Genomic DNA, 13,354 nt, shown 5'->3' on the forward strand with positions numbered 1-13,354 from the left:
GTCGCCGTCCCGGTGCCGGCGGTGGTGCCGGACGCGGGTGCCGTGGCCTCAGCCAGGGCGGAGGCGCGGCCGCGAGGGATGCCGCCGCTCAACCTGCCGACGGCCAGGCAGCCCGCGCACACGACCAGCCCGGCGGGCGGCGTGAGCAGCCCGCTGATGATGCCGGTGACGCCCAGGACGGCGGCGATCAACGGGGAGATCCGGTACCCGGGCGGCGAAGCCGAGGGCGATGGGGGAGACGATGGCGGTCGCGGCCGCGGGCAGGGTGCCGGCCGCGGTGAGTACGGCGCCGATGGCGAACGGCGCCAGGGCGATCAGGACGAGCCGGCCGCCGGCCAGCCGCAGCAGCAGGTCGAGTAACCAGTCGAGGGTCCCGTTGAGCTGGGCGACGGCGAACAGGGCCGTCACCCCGACGATGAGCACGAAGAAGTCGGCCGGGAAGAACGCCGTCACGTCGTTCGTCGGGACGCCGGCGGCGAGCCCGCATGCCGTCCTGGTGCCCGAGATCGGCCAGTTCGCCGAGGCCGCCCGGTGGGCTTTCAGGCGCACTTCGTCGAGCCGGCGCCGGACATGATGGCTGGGTGCGACGTCGTCCAGCGGCTGGATGTCGCGCTTCGCCCGGCACATGGCCACCGTGCCCTCCACCGAGGCGACGATCAGGGTGCGGGCCGCCGTCCGGGCCCAGCGCGTCGGCCAGCAGGTTCTCCCAGATGGTGAAGACCGCGGCCGCGGCGGCCATCGCCTCGGCCTCGCCTTCCAGCGGTGGCTCTTCGACCGCCACGCCCAGCACCGGGCAGCCGCGCGGAAGTCGCTGTCGAGCACCATCTGCCACCACGAGGCCAGAAAGGCGCGCAACCCGGCAACAGGCCCTGCCTCCAGCTCGCGTTTCAGCGCCGCGGCGACAGGTGCGGGCGTAGCGCTGTTTCAGCAGGTCGCGGTGGCAGCGCAGGATGGTGTCCGGACGCACGAGGAGCCGCGGCCGGCGCAGGACCTCGCGAGGCAGCGATGTCAGGAGCGCGGTGAACAGCCCTCCAGGTGCCGTCCGCCTGCGCCTCAATGTCGCGGAACTCATCGAGCCGCGTAGATGCTTCGAAGAACGTGCAGCTCAAACCGGGGTGCGATGGGTCTTGACGCGGTACAGAGCATAGGCGGGTTCTCCCCGTTGGGACGCTATGAGCGCATGTGGGGTTGGTGGGTTGATCCACAGGGGTCGGTCAGCGCGGACGCGCGGATCGTCAGGATGGCCGCCTGCTCGTGGTCACCGGGCCGGTCGCGGCGCCTGAGGGTGGTGGCCAGCTCGCGGGCGCTCGCCGCGGCGAAGGGACGCAGTCCGGCCTCCTCATTGCGCCGCAGCGCCGCTCCGAGATGGTCGGCTGCGCCGTCCAGGTCGCCGTATGCCCTGGCCAGCAGGCCGATGTGGTGTCCGGCGAATCCGGCGATCGTGATCCCCGTGCCGCCGATCACGATCCGGTCCGCGTAGGGCACCAGGTGTGTGAGCAGGTCGTAGGCGGCGTCCGCCGGGCCCAGCTCGGACCACAGCTCCGCGCGGATCGCCTGGTGGGTCAGCCATAGGTAGTCCATCGGCACCTCCGGCTGCTGCCGCCACGCGCCGAGCGCGGACCGCGCCTGATCGGCCCGGCCCGAACGCAGCAGTGCCAGCGCGTGCCACTCGCGCAACAGGGCGAGACCGGTGGCGGCGGCGGCCTCGGCCAGCAGCGGCTCGATCGCCGGCAAGGTGCCTCGGGCCAGGTTCAGCGTCGCCGTCACGGCGATCGGGACCTCGGTGGCGCCGGCGACGGTGGTGCCCGCGTGGAACTCGTGAGCCTTCGCGATCGCCCGTTCAGCCTCGGCGAACCGGCCGCGGGCGATGTCAGCCACCGCTCCGGCCCAGTCGAGCACGACCAACGCCGGGGCGAGCGCGTACGTCTGCGCCAGCTCCCGAGCACGCCGGTAGTCGTGCAGTCCCGCGGCGATGTCGCCCTGCTCGATCTGGTCTCGCCCGCGGAACACCAGCGCGCGGGCGAGGGCGGCCGGATCGTCTGCGGAGCCGGGCAGGCCGGCCAGCTCGGCGAGCTCGCGCGCCGCGGACAGCCGTTCGGCCAGCAGCTGGGGTCGCTCGTAGGCGACATGGCGGAGTTCGAGCACGCGAGCCAGGTCAGCCCGGCTGCCGTGGGCCCGAGCCAGGGATTCGGCCTCGGTGGACAGGGCCACGGTGCGGCCGGTGGTGTCCGTACCGTAGTAGAGCTCTGCCGCGAGAGCGGCGAGTAGCCGTGCCCGTAGCGCCTGGTGTCCCGGGGGAAGCTCCCGGACCAGCCGCTCGAACAGCGTAACGCCCGAGACGTCCACCACCCGGTACTCGCGCCAGCTCCAGACGGCGTCGGCGGTGGTCGCCACCGCGGCCCGCGCTGCCGCGACGACGTCCCCACCCGCGAGGGCCACCTCGGCTGCCTCGCGCGTGGCTTCCCACGCCTGCTGGTCGTAGCCGGCGCGCCTGCGGGCCAGTGCGAGGCCGATGAGCACGTCGTACCGGTCGGTGGCAGTGGCGGTGGGGTCTCGGGTCAGCGCGGTCAACGCGGCCTCCTGCAGGCGGGCGGCCTCCGCGGGAGCGGGCTGCCGCGCCGCGAGCGCCGACGCCCGCAACGCGTGAGTCCAGGCGGCGCGGGCGTGCCCGGCCCCGGCCAGGCCGTGGTGGTGGGCGAGTTCGGCGGAGCGCGTCTCGCCCGCCGCGCCGGACCGCTCCTCGATCACCTTGGCGATCGCCGCGTGCAGCCGGCGGCGCTCACCCGGCGGCAGCCGCACGTAGACGGCCTCCCGGACCAGGCCATGCGTGAACCGGTGGCGCGTACCGTCCGCCACGATCAAGCCCGCCAGCAGGGCGGCTTCGGTGGCGTTCATCGCGGCGTCCACGGTCAGCCCCGACGCCGCCTCGACGAGATCGACATCGAACGTCGGTCCCCACGCCGCGGCCGTCGCCAGCAGGGTCTCCGCGTCGTCGGGCAGCCGGGAGATCCGCCGCCGCACGACGTCCTGCACCCCGTCAGGCACCTTCAGCGCAAGCACGGTGCCTGGCGTGGTGAGGAGGCGTTCGTCCGCAAGCAGCCGCACAAGCTCCCCGAGGAAGAACGGATTGCCGTTCGTGCGTTCCCCCAACGCCGCGGAGACTTCGTCCGCGATTTCCACGCCGTGCAGGAGCCGGACATAGGCCCGTACCCCCGCCTGGTCCAGCCCGCGCAGACCGGCCCGGACGAGGCCGGCGCGGGTGAGCTCGGCCAGTGTCTCGACCAGCTCCTGCGTGTGGTCGGCCTGGGCGTCGCGGCTGGTCAGGAGCAGTACGACCGGCAGGTCGGCGAGCATCGCGCCGAGCCGACGGGCCAGGTTCAGCGTGTCGCCGTCCGCCCAGTGCAAATCGTCGAGCACCAGCAGGGTCGGTCCCGCGTCACGCAGCAGCGCGGCCGTGGCCTCGGCCAGCCGGAAGGCCGCCATCTCGACACCCGTCGCCGTGATGGTGGCGGCCGGATCGTTGTCGGAGCCGGGCAGCAGGGCCGCCAGGGCCGGTAGCCGGGCCGCCGGCCCGGCGGCGCGCAGGAGCGGGCCCAAGGCTTGCGACCACGGCCACAGGGCGGGAGCCCCCACGGCTTCCTCGCATCGTCCCCATCCGGTATGTAAGCCCATCGCGGTGGCGGTCGCGGTGAGGGCGCGGGCCAGACCGGTCTTGCCGATGCCTGGTTCCCCAGTCAGCAGAACCACGGTGCCGCGACCGGCGCTCGCATCGACGAGATAGCCGGTGAGGCGTGCCTGCCACTCCTCCCGGCCGACCAGCCCGGCCGCGTCGGCGCGTGGCCTGGCGTCCGCCGATGCGCCGTATGCCGGGGGCGTGACGGGAGCGGGCCTGGCCTCCAGCGACGGTTCGTGGCGCAGCACCGCCTCCTCGAGCCGTCTCAGCTCCGGACCTGGGTCCACGCCGAGCTCCTCGGCGAGGAGCCGCCTGGCCCGCCGTAGCGCGTCGAGCGCCTCCCCTTGGCGCTGGGACCGGTACAGGGCAACCGCGAGCAGCCCCCAGGCCGCTTCACGGAGCGGCTGCGCGGCCACCAGTTGCTCGATCTCTCCCACCAGCCGGGCGTGCACGCCGAGAGCGAGCTCGGCGCGGAACCGATCCTCCGTGGCCAGCAGCCTGAGCTCGCCGAGCCTGGCGGCCTCGGCGGCCAGGCCGGGCGACGCCACGGCCACGTCGGCGTACGGCTCACCGCGCCAGAGCCCGGCGGCGGTGCGCAGGAGCTCCCGGGCATGCGCGGCGTCGGTCGCGAGGGATTCGTGCGCCGCGCTCGCCAGCGTCTCGAACTCGATGGAGTCGAGCGAGCCGGTCGCGAGGGCGTAGCCGGGTGGACGCGTGATGAGGACCTGGGCGGGGGCGCGGGCTGGACGGTCGGGTTCCAGTGCCCGCCTGAGGTTCGCGACATAGGACTGCACCGAGGTCAGCGCCTTCGGCGGGGCCTCGTCGGCCCACAGCTCGTCGATGAGGCGGCCGACCGAGACGACCCGGCCGCGGGCGGCCAGCAGCAGACCGAGCAGCGCCCGCTGCTTCTGGCCACCGAGCTGGACCGGGTCCCCGTCGGCATCGAGCACCTCGACCGGACCCAACACCTGATAGCGCACGTCGGTCACGCTACGGCACGTCCCCGCTCGCCGGGAGGTGGCGTCCAAGCCAAAACGGGGTGCCTTCCAAGCGCGTGGCCGCAGGCTGTCCTCATCAGAGAGGAAACAGCATGGAACACCAGACCACCGAAGGGCCGCGGCTCCACGGGCCGGGGCTGACCGACGTGCGTATGATGCAGGTCGCGCACTCCAGTTTCCGCCGTGAGCTGGGCCTGTCCCCGGCGGCGGTACGCGCCGTCGCCGGGGGAGACCACCGCCGGACTTCGATCGTGGCAGCCCACGCCACCCTGTTTCTGTCGCTGCTGCACCACCACCACAGCGTCGAGGACGATCTGCTGTGGGATGTGTTGCTCGCCCGGGTTCCCGGTGAGCTTGCCCCGCTGGTGCACGTGATGCAGAGCCAGCACGAGCAGGTGGCGGCGCTCTTGGAGCAGGCGCACGAGGCGCTCGGCACCTGGCGCCGAACCGCGTCGGCTTCGGACGGCGAAGCGCTGGCCGGAATCCTGTCCAGCATGTGCGCGGCGCTGTTCGAGCATCTGCATGCCGAGGAGACCCATCTGCTGCCCATCATGGCCCGGCACATCACGGCCGAGGAGTGGGAGGAGTTCACCGCCCGGGGCATGTCCTCGATTCCCAAGCGGCTCATGTTCCTGGGCTTCGGGATGATGCTCTACGAGGGGGATCCCGAGGTGATCGGGATCGAGATGGGCAAGCTTCCCGCGCCGCTGCGCCGGCTGCTGCCGTTGCTCGGCCGCCGCTCGTTCCGGCGCTACGCGCGCCGCGTCCACGGCACCCCCACACCCCCGCGCGGCATCGGCGCGGTCGCCTGAACCAGCACCATCTCACAACCAAAAGGAGTACGTCATGACGTCGAACACCATCTCCATCACTGCCGCCGACCTCGCCGCCGCCCGAGCGCGGAACGAGGACGTGTGGAGCCGCTCCAGCAAGCTGCTGTACGCCGGCCGGATCGACGAGTTCGTCACCTTCTGGTGCGACGACGCCACCTACGAGGCCGCCCTGCCGGTCGCGGGCCTGCCCGCGGTGATCTCCGGGCGTGAGGCGCTGCACGCCGCGTTCACCGGCCTGGTCGCCGGGGCGCGCAGCATCGCCGTGCACGACGTCCTGTTCCACCAGACGGACGACCCCGACGTGGCCATCGTGGAGGAGCGGATGGTCGCCGAACTCGCCGACGGCTACACCTACGAGAACCGGCTCATCATGAGGGTGACCTTCCGGGAGGGCCGGATCGCAGAAATGCTCGAATACTACGGACAGTTCGCACACCAGGACCTGCTGCGCAAGCTCGGGTTCGCGTCCTGATCGCATAGGCACCGGAGACGGAGCCATTTGCCCCTGGTGAGCAGGTCATCGTGCCAGAGCCCGTAAGGCCCCAGGGGCTTTGATCAGATAACCGAGCTCAGCGGTCTGCCCCTCTGCGGGGTCGGCGGGCGGCCAGCTCGACTCGGGCGAACAGGACGGCCAGCACGGCCATCACGGCCGATGGGGCCAGGAGCCACAGCCAGCGCTGGGCCCACCAGCCGGCGGTTGGCTCCGCCGGCAGGTTGCCGCCCAGCCCTTCATAGGCCCACAGCACCACCAGGTACGCGGTCATGTGCCAGAGAAAGATGGTCAACGCGACCACGTTGAGGGCCACCACCGGCTTCCAGACAGCCGGCCGGCGCAGCAGGCGTTCGGCGGCCGGCGTGACCAGGACCAGCAGCCCGAGTTGAAAGACGGCCAGGGCGGCGATGGTGGCGTTGGTCGGGAAGATGTTGGATTCGGCGGCGCCGGTGGTGGACACCATCGAGAGGGGGTAGCCCGCTCCCACTGTCAGCCCGACCAGCGCGGCCAGTCCGGCCCCGGCAACCGCCAGCCGCTGCGCCAGCGGCCGCCGCCCCAGCTCCCAGCTGCGCCAGGCGTAGCCGAGCTGGTGGCAGAACAGCCACACCAGGGCGGCGGTCACCCAGGCCGCCCAGGCCAGGTCGGCGCCGCGGTGCGCCACGCTGCCGAGGGTGATCAGCAGCACGAGCGCTACCAGGACCCTGGCTCCGTAGCGGGCGTTCAAGCTCGCGGTGATCGGCACTGTGGCGATCAGCAGGCCGTACACGCCCAGGAACCACAGCGGCGTCAGGTAGCCGGGGAACCACTCCCACATCCATCGGTGGAGGCCGGGCAGGGCGGCCGCGATCAGCTCGCCGGCGAGCCAGACCAGGGCCCAGACGGCAGTCGGCAAGAGCAGCCGGCGCAGCCGGTCTCGGACGAACTGGCCTGCGGTCGTCCCGCGCGCCTGAGCCCGTTGCCAGCCGACCAGGTTGGCGTACCCACCGACCAGGAAGAACACCGGCATGATCTGCAGCACCCAGGTGGCCAGCCAGCCACCGGGCACGGCGTGGATCGGGTTGGGCATGGCCAGGCTGCCGTCGGCGGTGCGGTGGTTGACCGACAGTGTCCAGTGCCAGAGGGTGACGACCACGATGCACAGCGCGCGGGCGGCGTCGACCACCCGGTCGCGGGACGCCGGCGTGGCCGCCACCAGCCGGTCCAGCGTCGATCGCCGGCCCGCGACGCGGCGGGTCTGCCGGTTTTGGCGTCTGGCGCTCAGCGGTACAGCTCCTCGATGTCGGCCGCGAAGTCCTTGTGGACCAAGGCACGCTTGACCTTCAGGGTCGGGGTCAGATATCCGTTCTGCTCGGTCAGGTCGACCGCAAGGATCCGGAACCTGCGGATCGACTCGGCCCGGCTCACCGCCGTGTTGGCCTCGTCCACGGCCGTCTGCAGCCTGGCCAGCAGATCCGGATCGTCGCGAAGCTCGGCCGGGCCGGCCTGCTCGGGCCTGCCGACGGCCCGCTTCCATGACGCCAGCGTCTCGGCGTCCAGGGCGATCAGCGCGGCGGTGTACGGCCGCCGGTCGCCGACGACTACCGCCTGGCTGATGAGCGGGTGGGTGCGCAAGCGGTCCTCGAGCGGCTCCGGGGCGAGGTTCTTGCCGCCGGCGGTGACGATGATCTCCTTCTTGCGGCCCGAGATCGTCAGGAACCCGTTCTCGTCCAGGGCGCCGACGTCGCCGGTGCGCAGCCAGCCGTCGGCGGTCTTGCTCTCCCTGGTCGCCTGCTCGTTGCGCCAGTAGCCCTGGAACACGATCGGGCCCTTGATCAGGATCTCGCCGTCGTCGGCGATCCGGATCTCGACCCCGGGGAGGGGCGGCCCCACCGTGCCGATCTTCAGCGCGTAGGGCCGGTTTACGGTCGCGGCGGCACTGGTCTCGGTCAACCCGTAGCCTTCCAGCACGGTGATGCCGATTCCTCGGAGGAAGTGGCCCAGCCGTACGCCCAGCGGCGCTCCGCCGGAGATGGCGTAGCCGACCCGGCCGCCGAGCGCGGCCCGCAGCCGCCGGTACACCAGCCGGTCGGACAGGCGGTGTTCCAGGCGCAGGCGCCAGCCCGGCCGCCCAGCGTCCAGCGCCTGGCTGTAGGCCACGGCGGTCCGGTCGGCCCAGTCGAAGATCCTGCCCTTGCCCTCAGCATGGGCCCGCTGCTGAGCACTGTTGTAGACCCGCTCGAACACCCTGGGCACCGCCAGCAGGAACGACGGTTGCAGGGCGGCCAGGTCCTCGGTCAGCCTGGCCGTGTCGGCGCTGTGCGCCAGGCGCATACCCCGCTCCACGCAGGCCACCTGGATCACCCGCGCGAATACGTGCGCCAGCGGGAGGAACAGCAGGGTCGAGGCGTCCTGGCCGAAGATCCGCTCCAGGCTGTCGATCGCGATGCGAGCCTCGTACAGCAGGTTGCCGTGACTCAGCATGCAGCCCTTCGGGCGGCCGGTGGTGCCCGAGGTGTAGATGATCGTCGCCAGGTCGTCGGCCGACACCGCCCGGCGGCGCTCACGGAGCTGAGCGTCGTCCACGTCCAGCCCGCCCTCGCGGAGACGGTCCAGCCCGCCGCCGCCGATCTGCCACACCTGCAGCGGCCCGGACAGGCCCTCGGTCACGTCCTCGACCAAGCGGCGATGCGTCTCGCTCTCGACCACCACTGCGACCGGGCCGGCGTCCTCCAGCACCCAGCGGACCTGCTCGGCCGAGGAGGTCTCATAGATCGGGACCGGCAGCGCCGCCACCGTCCACAGGGCGTAGTCCACCAGCGTCCACTCGTAGCTGGTGGCGGCCAGCAGCGCGACCCGATCGCCGGGCTGGATCCCGGCGGCGAGGAAGCCGGCCGCCAGGCTGCGAACGTCGGCCGCGAACTGCCTGGCCGTCACCGGACGCCAGCTGCCGACCGACCGGCGCTGGAACAGGACCATGTCGCTGTTCACCCGGTCGTCGGCGAACACCACGTCGGCGAGCTGGGCGTCAGGGGCAACGGTTATCGGGGCCGGGACCGCATAGGCACGCATCGTTCATCTCTCTATGAGGAAAAGGCCGGCCAGGTGGCGTCGGTGAACTGCGGCACCGGGCGGCGCAGGTACGGCGGCGAGAAGCAGCCAATGAGCCTGATTCCCCAGGTCAGCAGGCGCACACATGAGCGGCGAAGGCTGTACGGCGGCGCGGCCCGGCGTGCCACCATCTGCCCGCGCCAGTGCTTCATGAACGGGCCGAGCCACCGCCCGAACAAGAGTCCCTCGTGTGTCGTCCCAATCGGTAAGGCGAGCAGCACGTAGAGTAACGACACGCCCGGGACCTGGGGAATTGCCTGATCAGAACTCCTGGGGAACAACGTGAGCGCCGGCACTCTGGTGGATGGAGACTCTCGTGGCAACCACCGAAACCGCCACCGTGGACCTGGTGAACCGGCTCGCCCATCCCACCGACGCTGAGGTCGCCGCGGTCGACGCGTGGTGGCGCGCCAACAACTATCTGACCGTCGGCCAGATTTACCTGATGGCCAACCCGCTGCTGCGCGAGCCGCTGGCCGGCGAGCACATCAAGCCGCGGCTCCTGGGACACTGGGGCACCAGCCCCGGCTTGGCGCTGGTGTACGCGCACGCGTCCCGGCTGATCCAGCACACCGGGCAGCAGATGATCTACCTGGCCGGTCCGGGGCACGGCGGCCCGACGCTGGTCGGGGCCGGCTACCTGGAGGGCACTTACACCGAGATCTACCCGCACGTCACCATGGACGAGGAGGGGCTGTTGCGGCTGTTCCGCCAGTTCTCCTCACCCGGCGGCGTCCCCAGCCACGCCTCGGTGCCGACCCCGGGCTCGATCCACGAGGGCGGTGAGCTCGGCTACGTGCTGCTGCACGCGTTCGGCGCGGTGATGGACAACCCGGATCTCATCGCACTGGCGGTGGTCGGCGACGGGGAGACGGAGACCGGTCCGCTGGAGGGGTCGTGGAGCGGGATCTCCTTCATGAACCCGGTCCGCGACGGCGCGGTGCTGCCGGTCATCCACGTGAACGGCGCGAAGATCGCCGGGCCGACCCTGATGGCCCGCAAGGACCGGGACGAGGTCCGGTCGCTGCTGAGTGGGCACGGGTATGACGTGATCGAGGTCGAGGGTGACGACCTGCCCGGCATGCACTACCGGTTCGCCGACGCGCTGACGCGGGCGTGGGTGTCGATCAAGACGATCCAGGCGGCGGCCCGCAGCGGCGACTGGGACGGCACCCGGCCCCGGTGGCCGCTGATCGTACTGCGGACGCCGAAGGGCTGGACCGGACCGGACGTGGTGGATGGGGTGCAGGTGTCGGGCACATGGCGCTCTCACCAGGTGCCGCTGGCCGGGATAAAGGGCAACAAGGAGCACCTGCGGATCCTTGAGGACTGGATGCGCTCCTACCGGCCCGAGGAGCTCTTCGACGACCACGGCGCGCCCGAGGCGCTGGTGCTGTCGATCAACCCCGAGGGAGAGCTGCGGATGAGTGCCAACCCGCACGCCAACGGGGGCCTGCTCACCGTCGACCTGGACCTGCCCGACTTCCGCGACTACGCGGTGCCGGTGAAGGCGCCGGGCGGGGAGCGGCTCGAGTCGACCCGCAAGCTCGGCGAGCTCATGCGCGACACCTACAAACGCAACCCTGACCGGTTCCGGCTCTTTTGCCCCGATGAGACCAAGAGCAACCGGCTCGGGGCGGTGTTCGAGGCGTCCGACCGGGCGTTCGCGGAGCGCGTGACCGAGGAAGACGTCGCGATATCGCGGGACGGCCGGGTGATGGAGGTGCTCTCGGAGCATGCTTGCCACGGCTGGCTCGAGGGCTACACGCTGACCGGCCGGCACGGCTGGTTCGCCACCTACGAGGCGTTCGCCATGGTCTCGGCCTCGCAGACCGTGCAGCATGCGAAGTGGTTGCAGGAGGCGCACCATCTGGCGTGGCGGGCGCCGGTGCCGAGCCTGAACATCCTGCTGACCTCGACCGCCTGGCGCCAGGACCACAACGGTTTCAGCCACCAAGGGCCCGGCCTGATCCAGAACGTGATCGCCCACCGCGGCACGATCAGCCGGGTCTACCTGCCGCCGGACGCGAACACGCTGCTGTCGGTCGCCGACCACTGCATGCGGTCGCGGTCGCGCGTGAACCTCGTCGTCATCGACAAGCAGCCGCAGCTGCAGTGGCTGACCATGGACGAGGCGGTGGCTCACTGTGCCCGGGGTGCCGGGGTATGGCCGTGGGCAGGCACCGAGGACGGGCGGTCGGACCCCGACATCGTGCTCGCGTGTGCCGGGGACGTGGTCACCATGGAGACCGTCGCGGCGGCGAACATCCTGCGCGAGCGGTTGCCGCACTTCGCCACCAGAGTGGTCAACGTGGTCAACCTGATGACGTTGCCACTGCGCACGGTCCACCCGAACGGCATGGACGACATCCTGTTCCGGGAGCTGTTCACCGACCACGTCGACGTGCTGTTCGCCTTCCACGGCTACCCGGGCGCGATCCACCAGCTGGTGCACGGCCGGCCGGACCCGGACAGGTTCCATGTGCGCGGGTTCGTCGAAGAGGGGACGACCACGACCCCGTTCGACATGGTGGTGCGCAACCGGGCATCCCGGTACCACTTGGTGATCGACGCGCTGAACGCCGCGCGGCGGACCCCGGCCGGGGCGAGCGAGCTGAAGGCGTGGTGCGAGCAGCAGCTCCTCCGCCACGAGCGGTACGTGGTCGAGCACCTGCAGGACATGCCGGAGGTGCGGGACTGGTCCCTGGGCGACTGGGCAGAGCAGGGCTGAGCGGCATGGGCGTCAGTTCTGATCGGCGAAGTCGGCACACGGCATGGCAGCTGTCTGGGGTACTCCGCGGCGACTAGCGACTGGCGGCCGACCGGACAGGTCGGGTTCGTGTCACGCGCAGAACAGCAGCACCGCACAGGTACGAAAGCACCCCAGCCCATGGGAGGCCGGTGGGGCCGTGGTAGCCGGGGCCGGATACGGCAACAACGAGTAGCCCGGCCAGCACGGCGGCCAATCCGAGCACAGTCGCGCCGTCGCGCCACAGACCGCGCTCGACGGAACGCAGCCTCGACCGGCGCAGTTCGATGGGCGCGAAGAGGGCGACCAGGACAACGAGGACGAGAGCGCAAGCCGCTATCCACGGCACTCGCCACAGCAGCCACGTCGTGGAGTGCAACGGGGGCTGCGGCATGACACCGGTGGGGAACAGCACAACGGCCGCGACCGCCGCCGCTGTCATATGCCAGAGGAACACGGTCAGGATGACTGCGTTGATCGCGACGACCGCGCTCCATGGGCCGATCCGGCGAAGCCATCGGTTGGCCGCGGGCTGAAGGGCCAGAACCAATCCGACCTGCGTGGCGGCGAGCGCCATCAGTGCCAGGGACGGTGGAGTCGTGTTGTACCCGACCATGCCGACTGGGTATGGACCCACCACGGTCAGTCCGATCAGGACGGCCAGACCGCCGACCGCGACCGCGAGCGCCTGCCCAGGGCCCAGTCGCAAGAGCCTGTCCCGCCAGCAGAAGCCGAGCTGGTAGACCGCCAACCATGCGAACAGGTAGGTGCTCATACCGACGATCGGCACGTGCAGGCCCCTCCCCAAAAGGTCGGCGACGGCGACGATGACCACCATCACCACCGGGACGGCAAGACCCGCGCGGCGGTGCAGCGCGTGCAGCCACGGCGTGAGCACCACCAGGGCGAGGTAGGCCAGCAAGAACCACAGCGGAATGGAGGCAAACCAGGCCGCGTGACCGAGCAGCTCACTGTTCACCCCAGCCGCCACCGCGACCACTGATACGAGCGGCAGCACCAGGAACAGCGCAGTTGTCGGCCGAAGCAGTCGGTCGGTTCGCCTCAGCACCCAGCTGATGCTGTCGCCTCCGGAGGCGCGGTGCGATGCCATCGAGGCGCCGCCGGCGTAGCCGCCGACCAGGAAGAAGATCGGCATCACCTGGAACAGCCAGGTGACCGGATCGATCCAGGTGAGAACGTCCAGCGCGTTGTACCCGGACAGCCGGCCGCCCCGGTAGGTCACGGCGACGACGAACCAGTGCCCGATCACCACCAGGCAGATGGCCAGCGCGCGCCACATGTCGACGTTGCGCTCGCGACTGTCCGGCGTGCGCACCGCCAGGTCACGTACCGTCGCCCCCAACCCGCGCATGACTTCAACCCCTCGCCGACCATGGATCATCGCGCGCCCCGTTCGCCACCGGATCGGAGGCGATGTTGAGCCTGTCCCCGACCCGCGGTGAATTGAAACGGTGACGCCTGTTAGGGCACGCAGCGTTCCTGAAGGCCGCTGACCAGGGA

At 71.1% G+C, this 13,354-nt stretch carries 9 protein-coding genes; 3 read left to right on the plus strand and 6 right to left on the minus strand.

What is annotated here, in order from left to right:
- Positions 1–48 precede the first annotated feature (48 nt).
- Positions 49–645, minus strand: a complete 597-nt coding sequence (locus tag OHA25_RS23115; protein WP_327589578.1) for a hypothetical protein — start codon at positions 643–645, stop codon at positions 49–51.
- Between the two features lie 525 nt (positions 646–1,170).
- Positions 1,171–4,653, minus strand: a complete 3,483-nt coding sequence (locus tag OHA25_RS23120) for an ATP-binding protein (RefSeq protein WP_327589579.1) — start codon at positions 4,651–4,653, stop codon at positions 1,171–1,173.
- A 110-nt stretch (positions 4,654–4,763) separates the two neighbouring features.
- Here OHA25_RS23120 and OHA25_RS23125 point away from each other — a divergent pair, with 110 nt between their 5' ends.
- Positions 4,764–5,483, plus strand: a complete 720-nt coding sequence (locus OHA25_RS23125; RefSeq protein ID WP_327589580.1) for a hemerythrin domain-containing protein — start codon at positions 4,764–4,766, stop codon at positions 5,481–5,483.
- A gap of 34 nt (positions 5,484–5,517) precedes the next feature.
- Entirely contained in the window at positions 5,518–5,976 is a 459-nt protein-coding gene (locus tag OHA25_RS23130) for a nuclear transport factor 2 family protein (RefSeq protein ID WP_327589581.1), read from the plus strand.
- 97 nt (positions 5,977–6,073) lie between these two features.
- Here OHA25_RS23130 and OHA25_RS23135 read toward each other — a convergent pair whose 3' ends face one another.
- From OHA25_RS23135 to OHA25_RS23145, 3 genes are all read right to left on the minus strand, one after another.
- On the minus strand, positions 6,074–7,189 hold the full coding sequence (locus OHA25_RS23135) for an acyltransferase family protein (RefSeq protein WP_327589582.1): 1,116 nt from the start codon (positions 7,187–7,189) through the stop codon (positions 6,074–6,076).
- 65 nt (positions 7,190–7,254) lie between these two features.
- Positions 7,255–9,045 (minus strand): AMP-dependent synthetase/ligase, encoded by a 1,791-nt coding sequence (locus OHA25_RS23140; protein ID WP_327589583.1) that lies wholly within the window; start codon positions 9,043–9,045, stop codon positions 7,255–7,257.
- A gap of 11 nt (positions 9,046–9,056) precedes the next feature.
- Entirely contained in the window at positions 9,057–9,320 is a 264-nt protein-coding gene (locus OHA25_RS23145) for a hypothetical protein (protein WP_327589584.1), read from the minus strand.
- An 80-nt stretch (positions 9,321–9,400) separates the two neighbouring features.
- On the opposite strand from OHA25_RS23145, the gene OHA25_RS23150 reads away from it, so the two are divergent.
- Positions 9,401–11,815, plus strand: a complete 2,415-nt coding sequence (locus tag OHA25_RS23150; protein ID WP_327589585.1) for a phosphoketolase family protein — start codon at positions 9,401–9,403, stop codon at positions 11,813–11,815.
- A 73-nt stretch (positions 11,816–11,888) separates the two neighbouring features.
- Here OHA25_RS23150 and OHA25_RS23155 read toward each other — a convergent pair whose 3' ends face one another.
- Positions 11,889–13,205, minus strand: a complete 1,317-nt coding sequence (locus OHA25_RS23155; RefSeq protein ID WP_327589586.1) for an acyltransferase family protein — start codon at positions 13,203–13,205, stop codon at positions 11,889–11,891.
- Positions 13,206–13,354 lie beyond the last annotated feature (149 nt).

Source organism: Nonomuraea sp. NBC_00507 (assembly GCF_036013525.1).
In the GTDB taxonomy this organism is placed as follows: Bacteria; Actinomycetota; Actinomycetes; order Streptosporangiales; family Streptosporangiaceae; genus Nonomuraea.